The sequence below is a fragment of the Brachybacterium alimentarium genome, from assembly GCF_002332425.1.
GTDB classification, from domain to species: Bacteria; Actinomycetota; Actinomycetes; order Actinomycetales; family Dermabacteraceae; genus Brachybacterium; species Brachybacterium alimentarium.
Map to the genome: position 1 here is coordinate 94,862 of NZ_NRGS01000003.1, position 22,804 is coordinate 117,665.

At 72.5% G+C, this 22,804-nt stretch carries 18 protein-coding genes; 11 read left to right on the forward strand and 7 right to left on the reverse strand.

The window, feature by feature from the left end:
• Positions 1–110: 110 nt before the first annotated feature.
• Genes CIK71_RS18125 through CIK71_RS01730 form a run of 3 tightly spaced genes read left to right on the forward strand, consistent with a single transcriptional unit; the run spans position 111 to position 5,781 of the window.
• Positions 111–443, forward strand: a complete 333-nt coding sequence (locus CIK71_RS18125; protein WP_096163461.1) for a WhiB family transcriptional regulator — start codon at positions 111–113, stop codon at positions 441–443.
• Between the two features lie 12 nt (positions 444–455).
• Positions 456–3,989: a glycosyltransferase family 2 protein gene (locus CIK71_RS01725; protein ID WP_096163462.1), complete on the forward strand. Its 3,534-nt coding sequence runs from the start codon at positions 456–458 to the stop codon at positions 3,987–3,989.
• The gene (locus CIK71_RS01730) at positions 3,982–5,781 is read left to right on the forward strand and encodes a DUF5719 family protein (RefSeq protein WP_220222624.1); all 1,800 of its coding nucleotides are present in this window, start codon (positions 3,982–3,984) and stop codon (positions 5,779–5,781) included. The genes CIK71_RS01725 and CIK71_RS01730 overlap by 8 nt, the downstream gene beginning before the upstream one ends.
• 85 nt (positions 5,782–5,866) lie before the next feature.
• Here the strand turns inward: CIK71_RS01730 and CIK71_RS01735 are convergent, their stop codons facing one another.
• A complete protein-coding gene (locus CIK71_RS01735; RefSeq protein WP_096163463.1) occupies positions 5,867–6,322 on the reverse strand; it encodes a metallopeptidase family protein in 456 nt (151 codons plus the stop codon).
• Positions 6,323–6,455: 133 nt separating this feature from the next.
• On the opposite strand from CIK71_RS01735, the gene CIK71_RS01740 reads away from it, so the two are divergent.
• Both CIK71_RS01740 and CIK71_RS01745 read left to right on the forward strand, forming a co-directional pair.
• Positions 6,456–6,803 carry a DUF3499 family protein gene (locus tag CIK71_RS01740; protein WP_245857255.1) on the forward strand — a complete coding sequence of 116 codons (348 nt, stop codon included), beginning with the start codon at positions 6,456–6,458 and terminating at the stop codon, positions 6,801–6,803.
• Complete coding sequence (locus tag CIK71_RS01745; RefSeq protein ID WP_096163465.1) at positions 6,796–8,589, forward strand: phosphomannomutase/phosphoglucomutase; 1,794 nt, start codon at positions 6,796–6,798, stop codon at positions 8,587–8,589. The genes CIK71_RS01740 and CIK71_RS01745 overlap by 8 nt, the downstream gene beginning before the upstream one ends.
• Positions 8,590–8,712: 123 nt before the next feature.
• Here the strand turns inward: CIK71_RS01745 and CIK71_RS01750 are convergent, their stop codons facing one another.
• Positions 8,713–9,564, reverse strand: coding sequence for an RDD family protein (locus CIK71_RS01750; RefSeq protein ID WP_096163466.1), 852 nt, complete (start codon positions 9,562–9,564; stop codon positions 8,713–8,715).
• A gap of 116 nt (positions 9,565–9,680) precedes the next feature.
• Between CIK71_RS01750 and CIK71_RS01755 the strand changes: the two genes are divergently transcribed.
• A complete protein-coding gene (locus CIK71_RS01755; protein WP_096163546.1) occupies positions 9,681–10,676 on the forward strand; it encodes a stage II sporulation protein M in 996 nt (331 codons plus the stop codon).
• A gap of 192 nt (positions 10,677–10,868) precedes the next feature.
• On the opposite strand, the gene CIK71_RS01760 is transcribed toward CIK71_RS01755, so the two are convergent.
• The 5 genes from CIK71_RS01760 to CIK71_RS01780 are packed head-to-tail and all read right to left on the reverse strand — an operon-like array spanning position 10,869 to position 16,362.
• A complete protein-coding gene (locus CIK71_RS01760; RefSeq protein ID WP_096163467.1) occupies positions 10,869–12,167 on the reverse strand; it encodes a DUF58 domain-containing protein in 1,299 nt (432 codons plus the stop codon).
• A gap of 10 nt (positions 12,168–12,177) precedes the next feature.
• Complete coding sequence (locus CIK71_RS01765; protein WP_096163468.1) at positions 12,178–13,269, reverse strand: AAA family ATPase; 1,092 nt, start codon at positions 13,267–13,269, stop codon at positions 12,178–12,180.
• The gene (locus CIK71_RS01770; RefSeq protein ID WP_096163469.1) at positions 13,266–14,516 is read right to left on the reverse strand and encodes a DUF4350 domain-containing protein; all 1,251 of its coding nucleotides are present in this window, start codon (positions 14,514–14,516) and stop codon (positions 13,266–13,268) included. The genes CIK71_RS01765 and CIK71_RS01770 overlap by 4 nt, the downstream gene beginning before the upstream one ends.
• On the reverse strand, positions 14,513–15,220 hold the full coding sequence (locus CIK71_RS01775) for a DUF4129 domain-containing protein (RefSeq protein WP_096163470.1): 708 nt from the start codon (positions 15,218–15,220) through the stop codon (positions 14,513–14,515). The genes CIK71_RS01770 and CIK71_RS01775 overlap by 4 nt, the downstream gene beginning before the upstream one ends.
• Complete coding sequence (locus tag CIK71_RS01780) at positions 15,217–16,362, reverse strand: glycerophosphodiester phosphodiesterase (RefSeq protein ID WP_096163471.1); 1,146 nt, start codon at positions 16,360–16,362, stop codon at positions 15,217–15,219. Before CIK71_RS01780 ends, CIK71_RS01775 begins: the two co-directional genes overlap by 4 nt.
• 184 nt (positions 16,363–16,546) lie before the next feature.
• Here CIK71_RS01780 and mtrA point away from each other — a divergent pair, with 184 nt between their 5' ends.
• From mtrA to hpf, 5 genes are all read left to right on the forward strand, one after another.
• A complete protein-coding gene (mtrA, locus tag CIK71_RS01785; protein ID WP_096163472.1) occupies positions 16,547–17,242 on the forward strand; it encodes an MtrAB system response regulator MtrA in 696 nt (231 codons plus the stop codon).
• Positions 17,243–17,258: 16 nt separating this feature from the next.
• Positions 17,259–18,983 carry an MtrAB system histidine kinase MtrB gene (gene mtrB, locus CIK71_RS01790; protein WP_096163473.1) on the forward strand — a complete coding sequence of 575 codons (1,725 nt, stop codon included), beginning with the start codon at positions 17,259–17,261 and terminating at the stop codon, positions 18,981–18,983.
• Positions 18,980–20,683 carry an LpqB family beta-propeller domain-containing protein gene (locus CIK71_RS01795; protein WP_096163474.1) on the forward strand — a complete coding sequence of 568 codons (1,704 nt, stop codon included), beginning with the start codon at positions 18,980–18,982 and terminating at the stop codon, positions 20,681–20,683. The genes mtrB and CIK71_RS01795 overlap by 4 nt, the downstream gene beginning before the upstream one ends.
• Positions 20,684–21,296: 613 nt before the next feature.
• A complete protein-coding gene (locus CIK71_RS01800) occupies positions 21,297–21,830 on the forward strand; it encodes a ComF family protein (protein ID WP_241964104.1) in 534 nt (177 codons plus the stop codon).
• 260 nt (positions 21,831–22,090) lie between these two features.
• On the forward strand, positions 22,091–22,756 hold the full coding sequence (gene hpf / locus CIK71_RS01805; RefSeq protein ID WP_096163475.1) for a ribosome hibernation-promoting factor, HPF/YfiA family: 666 nt from the start codon (positions 22,091–22,093) through the stop codon (positions 22,754–22,756).
• The last annotated feature ends 48 nt before the right edge of the window (positions 22,757–22,804 follow it).

Genomic DNA, 22,804 nt, shown 5'->3' on the forward strand with positions numbered 1-22,804 from the left:
GGCTGGGGGCCGCGACGCGCCGGTCCCGCTTGACGGGCCATAACTACACGGGTGTATTTTAGAGCGGCAACAGGCCTTCGGTGGTCCCCGCAGCGGAAGGAGAGGTGACGATGGACGAGCAACCCGTCAAGGATGACGCGCGTGCAGAGCTGTCCTTGCTCGATCTCGCCGGTCAGGATGTCAACGAGACCGGGTTCTCGTGGCAGGACGTCGAGGACGATGCCGAGCTGTCATGGCAGGAGCGCGCCCTGTGCGCGCAGACGGATCCGGAGGCGTTCTTCCCCGAGAAGGGCGGCTCCACCCGCGAGGCGAAGAAGGTGTGCGTGTCCTGCGAGGTCCGCGCAGAGTGCCTCGAGTACGCCCTCGAGAACGATGAGCGTTTCGGTATCTGGGGCGGTCTGTCCGAGCGCGAGCGTCGCAAGCTCAAGCGCCGGGCGGTCTGACATCCTTCCTCGGTGAGCACCCGTCACGTCACGGCTGTCGTCCTGCTGAGCGGGCCGGCTGCTGAACGTTCCCCTCAGGGCGTCATCGAGGCCGTGGCCGGGCAGACCCGGCCCCCCGACCAGCTGATAGCGGTCGCCACGTCCGAACTCTCCGCTGACGTCCTCGGCGTGCTCGAGCAGCACGTCGGCGACGGGCGTCTCGACGAGCTCCAGACCGTCTCCGCGAGCGCCGGACGCGCCGGTGCGGTCCGCGAGGCGCTGGACCTGCTGGAGAGTCGCGCACGGTCCCAGGTCGACGAGACCGCGCAGAACAGCCCCGTCCACGGCGCCGACGGCGATGGCTCCGACGGCGACAGCTCCTCCGCCGAGGCGTCCTCCGCCGAGGCGTCCACCGCTGATAAGTCCTCCGCCGACGAGTCCGCCGTCGGCGGCACGGACCCCACCGGCGGCGACGCGCACCGTCACGGCGCGCAGGTCGTGAGCAGCCAGGAGCGTCGCTCCTCCGGGCGCTCGGGCCGCCGTGCCCGAGCAGTGGACAGCGCGATCGTGGAACGCGAGCGCACCCAGCGGGCCGAGGACCTGGCGCGGGTCCCGCAGCGACTGCGCGAGGACCGCCACCGTCCCGGCCGCCGGATCGGTCAGGTCGCCGACGGCGAGAGCTGGCTGTGGTTCGTCGTCGCCGGAGCGACCCCCGAGCCGGATGCGCTGGAGCGTCAGCTGACGATGGCCGCGGAATCCCCGAACACCGGGGCTGTCGGCGCGAAGCGCGTGCGTCCTGTGCTCGCACCCTCCGCGCACGACGGCGTCCCGTGGGAGGACCATGCGCAAGTCGGCGCCGACGCGCTCGTCGACGTCGGCCTCACCCTGACCCACGGCGGGCGCATCATCACCGGTGTCGACCCCGGGGAGATCGACCAGGGCCAGGCCGACTGGCGCCAGGACGTCCTCGCCGTCGCGCTGCCCGGCATGCTCGTGCGCGAGGAGGTCCTCCGTGAGGTGGGCGGGCTGGATCCCGACCTTCCCGAGCCGTGGGCCGAGATCGACCTGTGCCGACGGATCTGGCGCTCCGGCGAGCGGGTCGCGGTGCAGTCCGCCGCCCGAGTGCTCTCCCCGCACCCGACGCGCCCTCGTCTGGAACGGCTGCAGGAGCAGCGCACCGGGCAGATCCTGCTCCGGCTCAAGCATCGTCCCCTGCTGATGGCGCTGCTCATGCTCGTGGCGCTGCCCGTCGCGACACTGCTGCGGATGCTCGGTGCGATCGCGGCGTCGCAGCCGCGCAGCGCCATGATGGAGCTGCGGGCCTGGGCGGCGGCGATGCCGCGGGTGCCCAGGGTGCTGTCCCGCGGGCGAGCGGATCGTCGCCGCGCGCGCGTGCCGAGCGGACGCCTCGCGCCGCTGTACCTGCCGCTCGGGGACAGCGCCCGCCGTCGACTCGGAGATGCCTGGACGCGTCTGTTCGCCACCGATGACCACACCCGCCGCATCCGCCGCACGACCTGGGGGATCGCCGGTACCCACCATGGGGCCGACGATGCCGACTACGGCCGGCACGTGATGTGGACCGTGCTGGTGGGCCTGGTCTCGACCGTGCTCGGCCTGGTCGCGCTGCGCGGGGTGTTCGGCCGGGGCGAGCTCGTCGGGCCCGGCCTGCGCGCCCTGCCCCGGACCTGGCAGGACGGCTGGGAGGCCGCCTGGGCCAGCTGGGTCCCCGGCGGCCTCGGGGAGCGCGGCCCCGGTGACCCGCTGGTCAGACTGCTGGGTTCCCTGCCTCTCGCGGGGACCTCCTTCGTCGAGGCCGTCATCATCGCCGCCGTCCCGCTCAGCGCCCTCACCGCCTGGTGGGCGGCCGGCGCGATCACCCGTGCCGTCGGCGCCCGCCTCACGATCGCGACCGTATGGGCTCTTGCGCCCGCCCTGATCTCCGCCCTCGCCATCGGCGCCTGGCCCCTGCTGCTCGTCCACGCCCTGCTGCCGCTGCTCGCGCTCGCCGTCGGCCGCGCCGTGGGCCTGCCCCACAAGGCCTCCCAGGCGAGCGTCTCCGGGGCTGCCGCCGGTGGTCTGCTGCTGCTCGTGCTCGGCGCCGTGGCTCCGGTGCTCGTGCCGCTGAGCGCTCTCGCGCTGGTGCTGATCGCGATAGCGGTCCCCGGTCGCCGACTGCGTCTGCTGTGGGTGCTGGTGCCGTCGCTGGCCCTGCACGCCCCTTATCTCCCCGTATATCTCGGCCACCCGGAGACCCTGCTCGCCGTGGGCGGCGTCCCCGCCCACGAGGGCGGGGCCACGACCACGGATCTGCTCTCCCTGTGGCCCGTCTCGCCGGGTCTGCAGGACCAGCTCGCGCCGCTGATGGGATCGACTGCCGCGCTGCTGCTGCCGATGCTCCCGGTGGCTCCGGTGGTCCTCGCCGCGCTCGTCTCCCCGCTGCTGGCAGGCAACGCCGGTCGTGCCGGTCGGTTCAGCCTGCTGATGGCCGCCGTCGGCCTCGTCCTGGTGCTGGTCACCCGCGCCACAGGGCTCGGTGCCGACGGCGACCAGCTCGCACCGCCCCCCGTCCATGCTCTGGTCAGCGCCGTCCAGCTGGCCCTCTCGATCGGTGCCGCGGCGAGTTTCGACGCGTTCGCCCGCCGGGACGAGACGGATGGTCGCGTGCGCCGAGGGGTCACCGCCGTGGTCGGCGCGCTCGTCGCCGCGGTGTGCGTGGTGACGGTGACCGGGTGGACCCTGCTGCTGCCCGGTCAGCTCCGTCTCGACCGTGCCGAGAGCGGTGAGGTCTCGGCCGCCGCCGCGGACCAGGGCCGCACCGACGCCCGGTCCCGCGTCCTCGTGCTCGAGCAGCAGGACGACGCAGCGGTGCAGGCGCGGCTCGTCGTCCACGGCGGCGACAGCGTGATCCAGCACGCCGCGGTCGTCGATGCCCGCAGCGCGGAGACCGCGCGAGCCGGCGAGACCGTCGACGGCGACCCGGCCGACGACGCCCTGCGCGAGGCCGTCGCCCGGATGCTCTCCACCGACGCCGGCTCCAGCGGGTCCGACGAGGTCGAGCAGACCACCGAGGCCCTCGCGATCGCCTATGTCGTCGTCGAAGGGGACGTCGAGGAGCAGGCGTCGCTGATGGCGTCCCTGGATTCCTCCTCGACGCTCGAGAAGGTGACCGAGGGGACGCGCGGAGGCATGTGGCGCGTGATCGAATCGGCGCCTCGCGCCGTCGTCGTCGGCGGTGAGGAGCCTGTGGCGCTGTCCAGCGGCGTCATCGATGCCTCCGGTCACCTCCCGGCGTCGGACCAGGAGCGCACGGTGATCCTCTCCGAACGGGACGACGGGCAGTGGCGCGCCACGCTCGACGGCGCGGAGCTCACGCCGGTCACGGTCGACGGCTGGGCGCAGGGCTTCGAGGTCCCCGCCGGCGCGGAGGGCGAGATCGACCTCCATCGCGAGCAGCCCGCCCGCCTGGTCTGGCAGATCCTGCTCGGAGCCGCGCTCGCCCTGACCGCGCTGATCTCGATCCCCTGGCGGCCGCGCAGCCGGGATGCGGAGGAGATGTATGGCTGACGACGACACCCCCACCCCGCAGGATCCCGGGGCGGCCCACGGGCCGCAGCCCCGACTGGGCCCGGCTCCCGAGCGCGCCCAGCGTGCCGGGAACGATCAGCGTGCCGGGAGCGACGCGGACGACGGCTCGGGGCACGGCGCGAAGGCCGGCGCGGAAGCCGGCGGGGAGCGCAGCGACGACAGGCGGGCGAACCGGCCGCAGAGGCCGCGCGACGAGCACCGCGGCCCGGTGCGTCCGCTGCTCGCCCTCGCCTCGCTGCTCCCGCTCGCGGCCGCCGTCGGCGTCATCGCGATGACGCCTGCCTCCGAGCCGACCGCCGTCACCCGGGCGGAGACCGACTCCCGTCCCGGCGCGATGTCCAGCCGGTGCCCCGGGCCGCTCCAGGTGCCCGACGCCCTGCTCGAGGAAGCAGGCGATGCCGAGCTGTCCGTCGAGCCGCCCTCCACGAGCGTGGGGATCGGCTCCGTCGCCCTCGAACCCGACTCCTCCGTCCTGTTCGGGCGGGTGAGCAGCTCCGAGACCCTCCAGGAGGACGACGGCACCGTCCGCGCCCCTGTGCTCACCACAGAGGACTCCGAGGGCGACGTCGTCGAGGACACCACGGCCTCGGCCGATCTCGGCGTCGGCGTCCAGCAGGTCCCCACGCTCGAGGACTCCGCCGTGGTGCGCGCCGCCTCCGCCGAGGGGGGACGCCCGGTCGCCGATACGGCGCAGTCCACCGCGACCACCAGCGGCGACTTCCGGTCGCTCGCCCTGACCCGCTGCGCCGAACCGACCACGGACGCGTCGTTCCTCGGCGCCTCGACCGCCTCGGGCGACAGCTCCGTTCTGGTGCTGCGCAATCCGACCCAGCGCCCCGCGACGGCCTCGGTCCAGGTGTGGACCGAGGACGGGCCGGCGTCGATGGCGGGCCGCAGCCAGGTCGTCGTCGCACCCGGCGACGAGGAGCGCGTGCTGCTCGAATCCGTCGCCGGCGGGCACGAGGCCGTCGGCGTGCGGGCCTCGGTGCTCGGCGCGCCGCTGTCGATGCACATCCAGACCACCGAGCGCGACGGCCTCACCCCCGGCGGGGCCGAGATCCTCGACCCGCTCCCCGGGGCGGGCGTCGAACAGGTCATGCCGGGGGTGAACGTCCTGGGCACCGAGCCCGAGCTCGTGCTCACCAACCCCCAGGGCAGCGACACCACCGCCTCCGTCGCGGTCTCCGGGGCGGACGGCCCGATCGCCGCCGCCGGGCTCGAGGACGTCGAGGTGCCCGCGGGCACTGTGGTGCGGGTCCCGCTCACGGGGCTGAAGGACGGCTCCTACACCGTGAGCGTCACCGCGGCGGATCCCGTGCTCGCCGTGACCCGCAGCTCCGCGCTCGGCGCAGAGCTCTCGGGGGACACCCTCGGCACGCCCGTCGATTTCACACTGGTCTCCTCGGCTCCCGCACTGGGCACCAGCGGAGTCCTGGCCCTGCCGGCCGAGGGGGCAGCCGGTGGGCTGACGCTCACCGCCGAGACGGCCGGGTCCGTGAGCATCGTGCCGCTGGCCGCGGACGGCTCCGCCGGGACCCCGGTCGAGGTCGATCTCGCGGCGGACGCCTCGGTGTGGGTCTCCTCCCGGGCCCTCGCGGTCGATGGCGCCCCGGCCAGCGGACTCACTGTGGTCCCCGAGGTGCCGGGCGCCGTGCGGGCCTCCTGGATGCAGCGCGAGAGCGATGGCGCCGACGGGGTGCTGCTCTCCTCGCTGCCCGTGCTGTCCGCGCAGCAGAGCGGCGAGACGCTCACCGTGCGGGTGCAGGACTGACTCTCCCGGTCCGCAGTGTCCGCAGCGTCCGCCGGGACCGGCAGCATCCCACCGGCACCATCCACCGGGCGTGCGGTCCGCGTCCCTACTCGCTCCAGGCGCCGGGGTCGACGTCCTCCGGCTCGATGTGCAGCAGGGAGCCGATCTGCTCGGAGAGCACCTGGCGCACCAGGGTCTCCAGTTCCAGATCATCTGCGCAGCGGGTCTGGATCGGGCGGCGGTACACGATCACCCGCGCCGGATGCTCGCGGCTCGGCGGCAGCGCACGGCCCAGCAGCACCGTCGCGTCCTCCCACGGGGCAGGATCCGTCGGTGGGACCTCCTCGACCAGCACCTGGAGATGGGCCAGACGACGGGGGAAGCGTTCAGCGAGGGCCGCACCGGAATCGGCGACCAGGTCGTCGAACTGCTCCCGGCGGGTGCGATACCCGGGCAGATGCGGAGGGATCAGGTCCCAGCGGCGACCACGGCCCCGTCGATCGCGACGGCGCGGACCCTGGCGCGGGCCCGGCGACCCCGGGCGGAGAGGCTCGACATCCATGCGTTCACAGTAGCGGTCTGCGCCACGTCCGGACCGGTCAGGGCGCGCCGCCGGAGGAGCGACGCACCTCCTGAGTAGACTGCTGGGCGTGCCAGCCCGTGAATGCTCCCGAACCGCCTGCTCGCGGCCTGCCGTGAGTTCCTTGACCTTCGTGTACGAGGACTCCACCGCGGTGCTGGGCCCGTTGTCACGGGTCAGCGAACCTCATGCCTATGACCTCTGTCGCGAGCACGCGGCTGGGATGACCGCGCCGCGCGGCTGGGAGCTGCTGCGCGTGGCCGGCGGCGAGGAGGTCAGCGACGACCTGCTGGCCCTCGCCGACGCCGTGCGACCGCCCCGCGCGACCCCGCCCTCCTCACCCGCCGCCGCGTCGTCGGCGACGACCAGACCTTCCGGGGCGTCCGGCGCGGCGCACCGTGCACGCGAGAACGCGGAGACGGGGCCGAGGCACCTGCATGTGCTCAGGGGGTCGGATGACTGACCTCCGCTCCGAGCGGCCCGAGGCCGGAGGTGCCGACCTCTCGCGACTGGTGAAGGCCTACGATGTGCGCGGCATCGCCGGCGAGGAGCTGAGCGTGGACGTCGCCCGTGCCCTCGGCGCGGCCTTCGCGGACTTCCTCGAGGCGCCCGCCGTGATCGTCGCCCACGACATGCGGGTCAGCTCGCCCGAACTGGCCGACGCCATGATCGACGGTGCCGTACGACGCGGAGCCTTCGTCGCCGACGCAGGTCTCGCCTCGACGGACCAGCTCTACTGCGCCTCGGGGCTGCATCGCGCCGCCGGGGTGATGGTCACCGCCTCGCACAACCCGCCTGCCGACAACGGCCTCAAGCTGTGCCTGCCCGGAGCCGCTCCGATCAGCCGCGACACGGGCCTGGACGAGATCCGCCGCCGCGCCGAGGCCTACCTCGCAACGGGCGAGATCCCCGCCACCGGCGGGGGCCGGGTCCAGGTGCTGGACACGCTGCCGGACTACGCCGGCACCCTCCACGATCTCGTCACGATCCCCTCCGAGCGTCCGCTGCGCCTCGTCGTCGATGCTGCCAACGCCATGGCGGGCCACACGGCGCCCGCCGTGCTCGGACGCCTCGATCAGCTGGAGCTGCTCCCGCTGCACTTCGAGCTCGACGGGACCTTCCCGAACCACCCCGCCGACCCCCTGAACCGTGAGAACCTCCACGACCTGCAGGCCGCCGTGGTGCGCGAGGGAGCGGACCTCGGCCTCGCCTTCGACGGCGACGCCGACCGCTGCGTGGTGCTGGACGAATCCGGAACCCTGGTGCCGCCCTCCGCGATCACCGCGCTCATCGCCCGCCGCGAGGTGGCCCGCGCTCAGCAGGCGGGCCAGGAGCGTCCCGCCGTCGTCGCGAACCTGGTCTCCTCGCGCCATGTCGCAGAGACGGTGGCCGCAGCCGGGGGAGAGCTGGTGCGCTCACCCGTCGGCCACTCCTTGATCAAGGCGATCATGGCCGAGCACGATGCCGTCTTCGGCGGCGAGCACTCCGCGCACTACTACTTCCGGGACTTCTTCTTCGCCGACTCCGGCATGCTCGCCGCCCTGCACGTGCTGGCAGCGCTCGCCGAGACCGACGGACCACTCTCCGCCCTGGTCGCCGAGCACGACCCCTACCCCTCGAGCGGGGAGATCAACTCCCGCGTCGAGGATGCCGTCGCGGCCCGCGAGCGGGTGCGCGCACACGTGCGCGAACTGCCCGGCGCGAGCACGGATGACCTGGACGGCCTGACCGTCGTGCACTGGGACGAGGGTGCCGCACCGGAGGACCGCTGGTGGTTCTCACTGCGGTCCTCGAACACCGAGCCGCTGCTGCGACTGAACGTCGAGGCGCAGCGCGAGTCCACGATGATCCGCATCAGGGACGAGATCCTCGTGATCGCGCAGGACGAGGACCTCGCCCGGGCCGTCTCCGTATGGACCACCGACGGCGAGGATCCCGCGCACGACGGCGACGACGCGCCCGTCGAGGACGAGACCGGTGGGGCCGACGGCGAAGGCCTGTCCGCGGAGGGCGGTGCAGCGCGTGCCGACGGCACCGCCCCGGTGGTGGAGAAGACGGCCACGGAGGATCCGCGCCGACTGCCGGCCGGTGCGAGCGGTGCGGACGTTCCCGCCTGGGTGCGGTCGCTGCTGCGCTGTCCGGACTGCGGCGGCGAGCTGCGGGACGTGGATGCCGCCCTGCAGTGCGAAGGCTGCGCACGATGCCACCCGGTCCAGGACGGCATCCCGGTGCTGATCGCCGGGCGCTGACCTCCTGCGCTTGCTGCCAGCGCTGGTCTCCTGCGCTGACGTCCCGAGCGCGTCTTCGCCCACGAGGCCTGCGGGCCCTCGGCGTGCGCTCCCGCTGACCTGCGGCCCCTGAGCCGCGCGGGGTCAGGCGCTGAAGGGGAACGCGCGGACTTCGTCCGCCAGCTCCTGGCGCCGGGTCTGCGCTCGGCGCAGCCGCTCCTCGTCACGGCGGGAGCGCTCGGCGAGCACTGCGGCCAGGAACTCCTCAGGAGCCGTGCCCGGTGGCGGCGCGGGAGCGACGAACGGGAGCGTGCGCCGCAGCAGATCGCGCGAGAGCTGCAGACGCGACTCGGGGTTGATCCGGGCCGCGCGGGGCAGGAACGAGCGGATGTCCTGCAGCAGCGTCACCGGAAGCCGTCCGACGTCAGCAGACTCCGCCCACGGCAGCAGGCACTCGGGCACATCGGGGCGCTGCGGCTCGAGGGCCGCCATGCGCTCCTGGATCACGATCGTCCCGGCCAGCAGGTCGCCCAGGCGACGAGACTTGCGGTCGAGCACCGCGCAGGTGAGCGCGAGCGAGCCAGCGGTCGACCAGATCTCCAGCATCGCCATCACGGCGCGCAGCAGGCTCTGACGCACATGGACCGGCCCGCCGTCGTCCCGTACCACGCGGGTGCCCAGCGCGAGTCGGCCCACCGAGCGGCCGCGCATCAGCAGTTCGCACAGGACGGGATAGCCGACGTAGGCGGTGACGGACACCGTGATGACCGCGGCGGTGATCAGCCCGTCGTCGAGATCCGCGCGGGCGGCGGTGGCGACCACCGCGACGGTCCCGAGCGTGAGGAGCACCAGCTGGATCGCTCCGTCGATCGCCGCCGCGAGCATGCGCGAGGGGAAGGACGCGGTGCGCAGATCCAGCAGCACGGCGTCCCCGGTGATCATCGCGTCTGCCTCGGTGCGGTGCAGGACCGGTGCGGCGGAGCCCATCGTTGCCATGACCCCATCCTGTCAGCAGCGCGCCCGGGCAGTGAGCACCGACCGTCGGCTTCCGGAGCATCGGCCTCCGACTTTCGTCGGCGGTCGTGGGCGTGGCGAGAACCTACGCTGAGGTGGTGGACACCGACGCATTCATCGCCGTGCACCGACCGCAGTGGGAGCGGCTCGCGACCCTGACACGAGCCCGCCGGCTCGATGCGGCCGGCATCGACGAGCTGCTCGCCCTGTACCAGGAGACGTCCACCCACCTGTCGACCGTGCGCTCGACGAATCCGGACCCGGCGCTCACGGCCCGGCTCTCGCTGCTGCTGCACCGGGCTCGCCTTCGCATCACGGGTGCCCGGACCCCTCTGTGGAAGCACGCCCGCACGTTCCTGTGGGAGGACCTCCCCGCCGGGCTGTACGAGGCTCGCTGGGCGGTGGCGCTCTCCGCAGCGATCTTCCTGGTCTCGGCGGTCCTGACCGGCGTGTACTTCGGCACCGATTCCGTCGCCCGCAGCCTCGTGCTGCCCGAGGAGGCGCAGCGCTCCCTGGCGGAGCGCGATTTCGTCTCCTACTACTTCGAGGGGCAGGCCTCGGGGTTCGCCGCCCAGGTCTGGACGAACAACGCCTGGATCACCGTGCAGGCCGTGGTGTTCGGCGTGACCGGGTTCTGGCCGCTGATCATGCTGGTGCAGAACGGCCTGAACGTGGGGCTCTCCGGTGGCGTGATGGGCGCTTACGGCGGACTGGACACCTTCTTCGTGTACCTGCTGCCGCACGGCCTGCTCGAGATCACCGCGGTGCTCGTGGGTGCCGGCGCCGGGCTGCGCACCTTCTGGGCCTGGGTGCGCCCCGGCTCTCTGCCACGACGGTGGGCGCTGTCGCATGCCGCGCGGGCACTGGTGACGGTCGCGATCGGTCTGGTTCCGGTGCTGCTGATCTCCGGCGTGCTCGAGGCGTTCGTGACCCCCAGCTCGCTGCCGCCCGCCGTGCGCATCGGCCTGGGCGTTCTCGCATGGGCGGCCTTCATGGTCTTCATGCTCGGACGCGGCCGTCAGGTGCATCGTCGCGGAGTCACCGGAGACCTCTCCGAGGAGCTGGTGGGCGACAGCGTCGCCACGGCCGGCTGACGGAGACCCGAGGCTCGCGCCGCGCCACGCCACGGCCGGCTGACGAGTACCTGTGGCTCGCGCCGCGCCGCGCCGCGCCGCGCCGCGCTTCGCCTCGCCGCGCCGCGCTTCGCTTCGCCTCGCCGCGCCGCGCCGCGCCGCGCCGCGCTTCGCCTCGCCGCGCCGCGCTTCGCCTCGCCTCGCCGCAGGCTCTCAGAGCCGCCCGGCGGCCTTGAGGGCGAGGTAGGTGTCGGCGAGGGCCTGGGGTGCGTGGTCCGGGGCGGCATCGACGACGTGGGCACCCACCCGCTCGAAGGCGCGGGAGACCCCGGTGCGCTCGGCGCGGGCGCGCTCGGCGGCCGCGGCACGATAGACCGACTCGATGTCCCCGCGCCCCGCCGCGAGCTGCTCGAGGGCCGGGTCGGCGACGGAGGCCACCACCAGCGGATGGTCCTTCGCGATCCGGGCGGCGACCGGAAGCAGGCCGGTGTGCATCACGGAGGCCTCCACGGGCGTCACCAGCACCACGAGGGAACCGCGCCGGGAACGCTCGGCGATGGCGGCGGCAGCGAGCTCCCAGTCCGTCTCGACCAGCGCCGGATCCACCGCCGCGGTGGCGGCGACGACGTCGTGGAGCACCTTCGTGCGGGTCGAGCCGAGCACCGAGACGTGGGCGATGCGGTCGATGCACAGCAGATCCACGCGGTCGCCGGCCTGGCCCGCGAGGGCCGTGAGCAGCAGGGCCGCGTCGAACGCGGCGTCCAGCCGGGTGGACTCGCCCAGCCTGCTCGCCGACGTGCGGGAGGTGTCCACCACGATCAGCACATGCCGGTCGCGCTCGGGGCGCCACGTGCGTACCACCACGCTGCGGCGTCGGGCGGTGGCTCGCCAATCGATCGAGCGCACGTCGTCGCCGTCCACGAAGTCCCGCAGCGAGTCGAACTCGGTGCCCTGACCGCGCTGGTGGACCGCTGCGAGACCCTCGATCTCGCGCAGCCGCTGGACGCGGGAGGGCAGATGGCGTCGGGAGCCGAAGGGGTGCAGGGCGAGAAGACGGCCCTGGGCATCGGCCGGAGCAGTGCGTCGGGCCAGCCCCCACGGCCCGCGGGAGCTGATGAGCAGCGCGCGCGAGGAGTGCTCGCCGCGGCGGGCCGGGGTGAAGGTCTGCGCGATCGCACGGCGCTCGAGGGAGGGGACCAGCACGGTCGAGCGCTGTGCGGCGAGCCCCGCGGTGGGGTTCCAGGCATCGCGCACCTCGAGCCGACCCAGGCGCGAGGTCGGGTTGGTCAGCAGCAGCCGGCCCGTCGCCGACCTGCCGAGCCTGACCTGCACCGGGGACTCGCGGCGCACCCGGATCGACGCCGGGTTCGCGGCACGGAAGGCGTCAACGAGCACCACGAGAGCCCACAGCACGAACATCGCCAGCAGCGTCCACCATCTCGGCCACAGCACGATCACCGGCAGCGCCAGGAGCGCGACCAGGGCCGCGCGCGGAGTCAGGGAGATCCTCATGGACGGGGCCTCAGCGGGGCACCGGCACGGAGGCGAGGGTCGCAGCCAGCACGGACTCGACCTGGGTTCCTTCGAGCTCGGATTCGGTGGTCAGACGGACGCGGTGGGACAGCGTGGCCGGGGCCATCATCTTGACGTCGTCCGGGGTGATGAAATCGCGCCCGGTGAGGTACGCCCAGGCCCGCGAGGTGCGCAGCAGCGCGATCGCACCACGGGGCGAGACCCCGAGCGACAGGCTGGGCGAACGACGGGTGGCGCGGCACACGTCGACGATGTACTGCACGACGGGATCCTCGGCGACCACCTGGGAGACGTCCTGCTGGGCGCGGTGCAGCGACGGCACGTCCACCACGGGACCCAGTCCCATCGCGGCGAGGTCGGTGGTGTCGAAGCCGTCCGCATGCCGGCGCAGCACTCCCACCTCGACCTCGCGATCGGGCAGGGGCATGACGGCCTTGAGCAGGAAGCGGTCCAGCTGTGCCTCGGGCAGCGTGTAGGTGCCGTCGAACTCGAGCGGGTTCTGGGTGGCGATCACCAGGAACGGATCGGGCAGCGGGCGGCTCGCACCGTCGACGGTGACCTGCCGTTCCTCCATCGCCTCCAGGAGGGCCGACTGGGTCTTGGGCGGGGTGCGGTTGATCTCGTCGGCCAGCAGCAGATTCGTGAACACCGGACCCTCTCGGAAGACGAGATCGCTCGTGGTGTTGTCGTAGATCAGGGAGCCGGTGATGTCGCCGGGCATCATGTCCGGCGTGAACTGCACGCGACGCATCGTCACGTCGAGGGCGGCAGCCATGGAGCGCACCAGCAGCGTCTTCGCGACGCCGGGCACGCCCTCCAGGAGCACGTGGCCACGGCACAGCAGCGCGACGACGAGGCTGGTCACCGCCGCGTCCTGACCCACCACGCCCTTGTGGATCTCGGTCGAGAGGCGCTGCAGGTCGGCGCGGGTGTCCTGATCGACGGACGGACCGTCGACCTCCTGCGGGTCGACCGCCTGCGCATCGGCTCCGTGCGCGCCGATTCCCTGCGCGGGGCTCGGGGCGGGGGCGCTGCCGGCCGGTTCGGGGGTCGGGGAGGCACCGGGGGTGGTGTCGGTCATCGGTCGATCTCCTTCTCGAGTACGTCGAGGTCCTGCGCCAGGCGCACGAGGGACTGGTCGTCGGGGACGGGGGTGGGGCCGAGCAGCGTGCGCAGCTGCTCGGGCGAACGGTCGACATGGGGGGCCAGCGCCATCACCAGGCCGTCGAGCGCGGATTCACGGCGCAGGCCGAGCCGGTCCGCGAGACGGGTGGCCGTGGCCGAACGCAGGGACGTCGCGGCGGCGTCCCGGGCGTCGGCCTGCTGCAGCAGCCGGGCGCGGCCCAGCACGATCTCCTGCGGGCGCACCGTCACCGGCAGCGGTTCGACGACCACCGGCCCGAAGCGGCGCGCGACGGCGATCACCGCGATCACGGCGGTCAGCAGGAGCCACAGCAGGAGGGGACCGGCCCAGTCGGGCAGGTAGGTCAGCAGGTCCTGTCCGTCGGATCCCAAGGGGTCGCCGGCGGAGGGGACGTACCAGGTGAGCTCGCCGTCGACCCCGAGTGTGTTGAGCACCAGCGCGGAGTTGTCTCCGTTCGCGACCCCGTCGTTGGTGAGCAGATCGGCGCTGCCCAGCACGACGAGTCGATCGGCACCGGCCACGAGGCCGCCCTTCTCCGCGGCGAAGCACGACCGCGCCTCCCCGCTCGCGCGGTAGAGGCTCGAGGAGCCGCGCAGCCCGTCCTCCCCGGGCACGTGCAGCGTCCGAGCTCCCTGCGAGAGATCCCCGCACTCGGGGCCCGGGGACAGATCGCTCGCGGTGCTCAGCGAGCCGGACCGCGTGATGTCCGGGGCGAGGGCATACAGCGCCTCGTCATCCGGTTGGACCAGCACGAGCCGACCCGGGCCCTGCTCGTGGGCCTCGGCGAGCGCGGCGAGCTGCGTCGACGAGAGCCCGCGCGGGTCGGTGACCAGCACCGTGCGGCCCGCACGCAGGTCCGCCGCAGCATCCGCGGTGTGCCGATCGACCTCCACGTCGACGCTGAGCCCTTCGAGCACCTGCACCACGGCCTTGGATCCCTGCCCGGTCGGGGCGTCCGGCTCGAGGGGGCCGTCGCGGTAGTAGCCACGGGCCACGGAGGCCAGCACCGCACCGAGCACCGCGAGAACCACCAGCACGGTCAGCCAGGGCCGACGCTGCTCGGTCTGTGGGGAGGAGCCGGCGGCGCGATCTGGCGACGGGGACGAGGCGGCAGCGCCCGCGGTCGACGCGGCTTCCGGGCCCCCGGTCGCGGCGGGGGCTGAGGGGAGGGGAGGGGTGCTCACGCGCCGACCTCGTTCCGGGTCGAGTCCTCGGGCGTCGAGTTCTCGGCGGCGACGTCGTCCGCAGTGGAGAGGTCCGGGGCGGATTCGGCGATGTACTCGGCGAGCCTCAGCAGATCGTCGGCCGCCTTCGCCGTGGCGGGCCGGTGCGAGTACGCGGCGGTGTCGAAGGCATCGGCCCCGCGCAGGAGGCGACCGCGCAGATCAGGATACGGAGCGGCGGCGCGGGCGGCCGCTTCGTGCGCGGTCATCCCGGAGGTGACGTCCAGCAGGGTGCGGACCTCGAGGTCCCTGACCAGGGCGCGCAGCGCGAGCACGGTGCCGTCGTCGAAGCGTCCGGCGTTCAGCGCCGTGCGAGCCTGCTCGCGCAGGTCGTGCGCGCTGAGCACGGGGTCGGCGTCCAGACCGGGAGCGACGGCCAGCGTGTGGCTGCGCCGGATCAGACCGGTGCGTCGCAGCACGAGCACGACCACCACGAGGAGCACGGCCATCAGCGCGATCGCGAGGCCCACCTGCACGGTGGAGGTGCCGTCGACGCTGTCGAAGAGGTCGGTGAGCCAGCGCTCGATCACGCCGAGCAGCCATTGGACGAATCCGGGGGAGTCGTCGTACTCGGCCTTGGAGAGCTCATCGAAGACGCGCGAGCGCGCCTCGTCCGGATCCGGGACCGGAGGGCCTGCGTAGACCGGAGGGCCTGCGTCGATCATCGGGTGCTGTCCGTCGACCAGTTCTCGCGCGAGCTGCGCATCAGGTCGATGTCCCAGGCCTCATGACGCATGCGGTTGTCCGCGTAGACCGCGGCGAATCCGGCGGAGAGGAACGGGGCCAGCAGCACGGTGGCGAGGTAGGAGCCGATCATCATGATGATCGTCATCAGGACGAGTCCCAGGACCAGGCCCTGCATGCTCGACGCCAGCAGAATCGCCACGTAGACGATCATCGCGACGACGCTGAACACGCCGGAGACCACCTGCGTGCCGAGCGTGTAGCACACGTAGAGCAGCACCCCCACGCCGAGGACCCGCCACAGCTTGCGACCGGCGGTCATGCGGAAGGATCGTGCGATGGAGCCGAACACTCCGGTGCGCTCGACCACCAGGGCGGGGATCGCCAGGAGCATGCGGGCCCAGATCCACAGGGCGAGGAGGATCCCGATCAGCACGCCGACGACGAGCGCGCCGATCGTGAGCACCGTCGGCTCCTGGAGCAGGAGGAGCGGCAGCGTGCCGAGGACGGTGGGCAGTGCGAAGGCCACCGTGCCGAGCACGCCGAGCAGCAGGCTCACGCCGATCGCGGGCAGTGCGAGACGCCGGACCGTCGCCCACATCTGCGACGTGCTCGCGCCGCGTCCGGTCGCCTCACCGATCGCCACGTGCGTCAGCGCCACCGTGACCAGGGAGGAGGCGACCATCGTGAAGATCCCGGTGATCAAGGAGGAGACGACCGTCAGGAGCATCTGCGAGGTGCCGTAGTCGCTCGAGCCCGACGCCTCGGGATCCTCCATCAGCGCCTGCACGTCCCCGAAGACGGGGATCATCCCGGCCCCGGTGGTGGCGGTGATGAGCACGAAGGCGACCCCGTAGACGATGGCGGCCAGCCCCAGCACGGTGCGAGCCCGCAGTCGATAGATGCGCAGGGCGGCGCCGAAGACCTCGCCGACGCTGAGCGGACGCAGCGGGAACAGCGGGATGTCCTGCACGAGCTCACGTCGGGGCCCCTGCGGCGCAGGAGCCCCCGACGGTGCTCCCTGCGACGGCGCGGGGTGCGGATCGACGGAGCCCTGGGGCGCCGTGGGGTCGGGCTGGGAGCTTCCCTCGGTCGCTCCCGGTGCGGTCCAGCCCGTGCTCATCTGTCCTCCTGCTGTCCGTCGGCACCCGGGATCCGGCGGCGGCCGGTGGGCGGGATGCGATGTCCTCCAGGACAACCTACGGACTCCTGGGCCCTGCACCGATCCGACGAACGTCGATGGTCATGCGTCTTCCGGACACCCCACCATCCGGGGATGCGCTCGGAAAGTGAGTGCCGGTGGCACAATGAGCCGTATGACGACGCCTTCTCGGATCCTCGTGGTTGACGACGACCAGGCGATCGCCGAGATGGTCGGGATCGTCCTGCGCGGCAAGGGCTACGAAGTGGCCACCTCGCCCGACGGCGCCTCCGCGCTGGAGACCTTCCCGCGACTTCGGCCCGATCTGGTCCTGCTCGACCTCATGCTGCCCGGAATGGACGGCATCGAGGTCTGTCGGCGCCTGCGCAGCGAGTCCGGGGTCCCGATCATCATGCTGACCGCCCGCACCGATACCGCTGATGTGGTCGAGGGGCTCGAGGCCGGAGCCGACGACTACCTCACCAAGCCCTTCGAACCCGAAGAGCTCGTGGCACGGATCAAGGCGCGGGTGCGCCGCGTGGAGCCGCCCACCACGGAGCAGCTGGCGATCGGGGACCTCTCGATCGACGTCGACGGTCACGAGGTGCGTCGCGACGGAGAGCTGATCGCCCTCACCCCGCTCGAGTTCGATCTGCTCACCCAGCTCGCGCGCAAGCCGTGGCAGGTGTTCACGCGTGATGTGCTCCTGCGGGACGTCTGGGGCTACCGCCACAGCGCGGACACCCGTCTGGTCAACGTGCACGTCCAGCGCCTGCGCTCGAAGATCGAGCACGACCCCGAGAACCCGCGCATCGTCGTCACCGTCCGCGGGGTCGGCTATCGCGCCGGGGGCGCGTCCTGAGAACGACGGACCGTCCGTGAGCACAGTGGCCGAAGGGGCGGCGGAGGTGCCCGCCTCCGTACGGCTCGCTCGCGCCGCCGACCCGCGCGGCTGGCCGCTCGCGCTGAGGGTCGTGCTGGTCACGACGCTGCTGTCGATCCTGGCCATGCTCGCCGTCGGCGCCTATCTCTCCTCCGTGATCGCCGACGGGCTGTACGAGCAGCGGCGCGACCGGGTGCTCGAGGAGACCGTCGAGGTGCGCCGTGACCTCTCCGACAGCCTCACCCAGCTCTCCAGTGCCACCAGCACCCAGCGCCAGGATGCGGTGAACGCCTTCGTCCAGTCCGCAGGCGGCCAGGGCGGCGGTGACCGCCGGGAGGTCGCCCTGCTCCCGGTGGAGACCTCCGAGACGGTCTTCCCCGTCGCCTCCTCCGACCGCACGCTGTTCGACGAGGTCGACGACGAGTTCTCCGCCGCAGTGGCCGCGAGCCCGGACTCGGTGTCCTGGCGCTCGATCGGCCGGGAGGACCCCCAGGGGCGCACGGTGCCGGCGCTGCTCGTGGGCACCCGGGTGATGGTCCCCGGGGTCGGCTCCTATGACCTCTACCTCGTGTACTCCATGCAGGAGGAGCAGGAGACCCTCGGCTTCGTGCAGAGCGTGCTCTTCGGCGGCGGCGGAGTCCTGCTGGCTCTCGTCGTCGGCATCGCGATCGCCGTGGCCCGCCTGGTGACGACCCCGCTGAAGCATGCGGCGCGCGCGGCCGAGCGCATCGCCGGCGGAGATCTCGACAGCCGCGTCGAGGTCTCCGGGGCCGACGAGCTCGCCCGGGTGGGGGAGTCCTTCAACGACATGGCGCGCAGCCTCGCGCAGAAGGTCGACGACCTCACGGAGCTCTCCCGCCTCCAGCAGCGGTTCGTCTCCGATGTCTCCCACGAGCTGCGCACTCCGCTGACCACGATCCGGATGGCCTCCTCCGTGCTCGACAGCCGTCGCCCCGACCTGCCCGGCGACCTGCAGCGCACGGCAGAACTCCTCTCCGCGCAGGTGGAACGCTTCGACGTGCTGCTCGCAGACCTGCTGGAGATCTCGCGCTTCGACGCCGGGGCCGCGGAACTGGAGGCGCATCGCGAGGATCTCGACGCCCTCGTGGTCCGCGCGATCGACGACGTACGGCCGCTGGCCGGAGCGCGCGGCTGTCTCCTGGATGTGCATCTGGCAGGGCGCGAGATGAGCGCGGTGGTCGACGCCCGACGGGTCGACCGGGTGCTGCGCAATCTGCTCACCAACGCGATCGAGCACGGCGCGGGCGGACCCGTCCTGGTGCAGACCTCCTCGAACGAGGACTCCGTCGCGGTGGTGGTGCAGGACTACGGCCACGGCATCTCCCCGAAAGATGCGCAGCACGTGTTCGACCGCTTCTGGAGAGCGGACCCCTCCCGTGCTCGGACCCTCGGCGGGACGGGCCTGGGGCTCTCGATCTCCGCGGAGGACGCGCGACTGCACACCGGATGGTTGCAGGCCTGGGGCCAGGAGGGCCGCGGTGCTGTGTTCCGCCTGACCCTGCCGCGCCGACCCGGCGGCACGATCACACGGTCCCCGCTGCGTCTGGAGCGACGTTTCGACCGCGACCTGACCGGCACCTACTCGGTCACTCCGACCGGCGAGATCCCGATCGGTCCGGGCAATCTGCCCGATTTGTCCGATGTCGCGCCGGACGCCGAACCGGACGGCGAGAACCCGATGCCAGGAGGACGAGGATGAGGCCCCCACGTCGCACCGTGCTGCACGCCGCCGGCGCCGTCACCGTCCTGGGACTCGGTGCGGCGTGCGCGCGCATCCCCACCGGCTCCCCGATCGACAGCAGGCCGCTGAGCGGTCGTGTCCAGCCCGGGGCCCCGTACGTGCAGGCGCTCCCGCCCGCGGAGGACGCCACCGCGCAGCAGGTGGTCTCCGGATTCGTGCAGGCAGGTGTGGGCTCGGAGGAGGACTTCGCCGTCGCCCGCTCCTATCTCACCGATGAGCTGAGTGCGCGCTGGCGGCCCGCCGCCGGGATCACGATCTACTCCAGCAGCCAGGAGCTCGAGGTCAAGGAGGTCGACGAGACCTCGATGGTGCTCGTGCTCCAGGTGGTCGCCGTGGTGGACGGCTCGGGTGTGCGCAGCGTCCTCTCAGGCCCTGTCTCCCAGAACGTGGAGGTCACGATGGAGCAGGTCGAGGATCAATGGCGGATCGGTGAGGTGCCGGATGGGATCTTCCTGTCCGAGGCGGCGTTCGAGACGCTCTTCGCGCCCGCACGTCTGTACTTCCTCGACGCCCGCGGTCGCCATCTCGTCCCCGACCACCGCTGGTTTTCCCTGCAGCGCGGTGCTGCCGCCGTGCTCGAGGCGCTCGTGGCAGGGCCGGCGCTCTTCCTCAAGGGCGCCGTGCGCAGCGCGGTGCCCGATGCTCCCGATGTCGCCGACGCGGTCGTCACCACCGCCGCGGACGGCACGCCGGAGGTCGACGTGCCCCGGTCGGTCCTCGCCCTGCGCCTCGAGGAGCGGGCCCAGGCCCTGGCACAGATCGAATCCTCACTGCGTTCTCTGCGCTCACTGTCGGGAATCCGCCTTGTGCGCAACGGTGAGGAGTACTCGGCCGGTGAGGAGCACACGATCGAACGGGCGCTTCCCGGACACCGCCCGATCGCGGCCGGCCCCACCGGCATCATCTCCCTCAACGATCCCAGCATGGACGCGCCGGCCGCCCAGCTGGTGCCGGACCTCGCGGAGCAGGCCCTCACCTCTCCGGTGATCGCGCAGGAGGGCGGGCTCGCCGCCGCGCTCACCGATGACGGCACCGTGGTGCTGCTCGCCTCGACCGACGGCTCGGTCCCGCCCCGAGAGGCCGCGACCGGCGGTGAGTTCGTCCCGCCGCGTGTCGATGACGCCGGGCTGGTGTGGACCTCGACCGTGCGCAGCGCGGGCGTGATGCTCGCACTGGCCGGCAGCGGGCCGGGCCAGGACGTGAAGGTCGACGTGCCGTGGCTCCGTGGCCGTGAGGTGAGGGCGCTGGACATCGCCGCCGATTCGACCCGGATGATGGTGCTCTCGACCGATTCGGCCGGATCGCAGCTGGACCTGTGCGCCGTGATCCGGGATGCGGACGGGGTGCCGAGCTCCCTCACCCAGCCGGACCAGGTGCGCACCTTCCTCTCGGACGTCACCCAGGCGAGCTGGTACGACGAGGTGGGGCTCATCCTGCTCGGCTCCGACCCGGGCACCGGGGAGCTGCGCGGGCAGATCCTCGATCTCACCTCCGGTCGCGACCCGCTGCCCTCCGTCCGGTCGACGACCGATCGCATCGCAGGCACCGTCGTGGGGGAGACCATCTGGGCCGGGACATCCGACGGGGATCTGCTGCGCAGTGATGGCAGCCGGTGGTCCGTCGTCGATCTCGAGGCCCACGACCCGTCGTTCTACTGAGCCGTCCCGAGCGCTGCAGCGTCGCTCGTCGCTCGTCGCTCTTCACTCGCCCCTTGTCTCTCGCCCTTCGCCCTTCGCCGCTCGCCGCTCGCCGCCTCGTCCCGCGTCTCTTGCCTTCGTCCCGCGGCCCGGCTCGACCGTTCCTCCCCACGGGCCCGGCATCAACACTCGCGGGCAGCTCGAGCACGTGGCGCCCGCGACCTGCTGGAATCCGGTCATGGACGAGCAGGGCTACGCGAACGGAGCCGGCGGCAGGGGCGAGGCCGCGGGCCGGAGCCCGACCCCGCCCACGGGCGGGCGCAGAGACCGGCGTCCGGGCAGGCGCACAGACGCATATCCGGGCAGGCGCAGAGACGGTCCTCCGGACAGGCGCCGAGCGGAGCCTCCTCTGTGGTGGGAGATCATCGCCCAGACCTGCTCGCTCATCGCTCCTCGGCAGTGTCCCTGCGGCGCGGAGGGCTCCTGGCTGTGCCCGGACTGCACCGCGCTTCTCGCAGCCCCGCCGATCCGCGTCGACTCCGCATGCGACGCCCTGCAGCATCTCACCGCCGCACGAGTCCACGAGCAGGAGCGCGACGGCCTGCTCCTGCCGGCCGGGGTGGACCATTCCCCAGTGCTTCCGGTGCTCGCTCTGGGGGAGTACAGCGGGCCCCTGCAACGGCTCGTGCTCGCCTGGAAGAACGGCGGGATGCTCCACCTCGGGGCGCCGCTGGCACGGGCCCTGGGTCCGGCGGTCGCAGCGCTTGCCGAGGACGCCGAGGTGTCCGAGCCGGCGCTGGTGCCGGTCCCGTCCCGTCTCGGCGCCCGCCTGCGACGGGGCGAGGACCATACCGTCGAGCTCGTGAGAGGCCTCAGCCGTGCGGGGAGCGGCACTCCGCTGCTGCTGCGCTCCGCACCCACCACCGCTCAGGAGGGGCAGGGTGCCCGGCAGCGAAGGACGCGGGAGATCCGCGTGACCGGTCGCAGAGCTCACCGCGCCGGGCAGAGCGCCACCTCTGTCGTCATCGTCGACGACGTCGTGACCACCGGGTCCACACTGCGCGGGACGCATGAAGCGCTCACCGAGGCGGGGATGGACGTGCTCGGGGCAGCCGTCATCGCGTCCGCAAGGATCCCACCCGCCCACAGCGCACAGCTGCCCGCCTGACCATGCAGGTCGCGTCGATCCGGTCGCAGTCCCGCGAACCCGTCCCGAGGCGAGGGCATCGTGACTCCACGGGGCGCACGAGCAGACACCTCGTGAATCCACAGGACGGACCACCAGACAACTCGGAGGAAAACATGGCATGCTGACGTGACCCGGCACAGTCCGCCGGTCATCCTCTCCCCAGGAGGTGCGCACCCCAGCCGAAGAGCCACTGCGGCCGGGCTCAGAGCGGCCGCACCCGGATAGGAGGAGAACACCTCATGGAGATCAATGTCGTCGGACGCCATATGGACGTCCCGGACCGATTCCGTCGTCATCTCACCGACAAGCTCGATAAGGTCACCCAGCTCGCGCCCGCAGCGCTGAGGGTGGACGTGGAGATCTCACAGGAGAAGAACCCCCGGCAGGCCGAACTCAGCGACCGCGTCGAGCTCACCGTTCACGACAGCGGCTCCATCGTCCGTTCGGAAGCCCGCGCGGATGACCTCTACGGAGCCCTCGACATCGCTTACGGGAAGCTGCTCGAACGTCTGCGCCGCGCACGGGACAAGCGCAAGGACCACCGTCGTGGTCGGGACCGCTCTCGTCAGGGATCGGGCGAGAGCCTGCGCACCCTGCCCGCTGATCAGGAACTGCCGGCCGCGCTCCAGGAGACCCCCTCGGAGCCCGCCGCGGAGACCTCGGACCCCACCGCGCCGCACGAGACGGACCTCGCCGATTCCGGCAGCCCGGTCGTGATCCGCGAGAAGAAGCACGCGGCGAAGCCGATGAGCATCGACGACGCGCTCTACCAGATGGAGCTCGTCGGCCATGACTTCTTCCTCTTCGTCGACGGGGATTCCGGGAATCCCAAGGTGGTCTACCGCCGCAAGGGCTGGAACTACGGCGTGATCGAGCTCGACGCCGAGCTCCCGTCGTCCTCCTGACCCTGCTCGACCGGTCCGGGTGGGAGATGCGCACGTGCTCTCCCGCCC

Excerpts from the sequence above, each read along its gene's own strand:
- CIK71_RS01780 (WP_096163471.1), bottom strand. The coding sequence starts at position 16,362 with ATGAGCACGGGCTGGACCGCACCGGGAGCGACCGAGGGAAGCTCCCAG.
- CIK71_RS01745 (WP_096163465.1), top strand. The coding sequence starts at position 6,796 with ATGACTGACCTCCGCTCCGAGCGGCCCGAGGCCGGAGGTGCCGACCTC.
- CIK71_RS01795 (WP_096163474.1), top strand. The coding sequence starts at position 18,980 with ATGAGGCCCCCACGTCGCACCGTGCTGCACGCCGCCGGCGCCGTCACC.
- CIK71_RS01775 (WP_096163470.1), bottom strand. The coding sequence starts at position 15,220 with ATGATCGACGCAGGCCCTCCGGTCTACGCAGGCCCTCCGGTCCCGGAT.
- CIK71_RS01730 (WP_220222624.1), top strand. The coding sequence starts at position 3,982 with ATGGCTGACGACGACACCCCCACCCCGCAGGATCCCGGGGCGGCCCAC.
- CIK71_RS01750 (WP_096163466.1), bottom strand. The coding sequence starts at position 9,564 with ATGGCAACGATGGGCTCCGCCGCACCGGTCCTGCACCGCACCGAGGCA.
- mtrA (WP_096163472.1), top strand. The coding sequence starts at position 16,547 with ATGAGCCGTATGACGACGCCTTCTCGGATCCTCGTGGTTGACGACGAC.
- CIK71_RS01735 (WP_096163463.1), bottom strand. The coding sequence starts at position 6,322 with ATGGATGTCGAGCCTCTCCGCCCGGGGTCGCCGGGCCCGCGCCAGGGT.
- hpf (WP_096163475.1), top strand. The coding sequence starts at position 22,091 with ATGGAGATCAATGTCGTCGGACGCCATATGGACGTCCCGGACCGATTC.
- CIK71_RS18125 (WP_096163461.1), top strand. The coding sequence starts at position 111 with ATGGACGAGCAACCCGTCAAGGATGACGCGCGTGCAGAGCTGTCCTTG.
- CIK71_RS01760 (WP_096163467.1), bottom strand. The coding sequence starts at position 12,167 with ATGAGGATCTCCCTGACTCCGCGCGCGGCCCTGGTCGCGCTCCTGGCG.
- CIK71_RS01765 (WP_096163468.1), bottom strand. The coding sequence starts at position 13,269 with ATGACCGACACCACCCCCGGTGCCTCCCCGACCCCCGAACCGGCCGGC.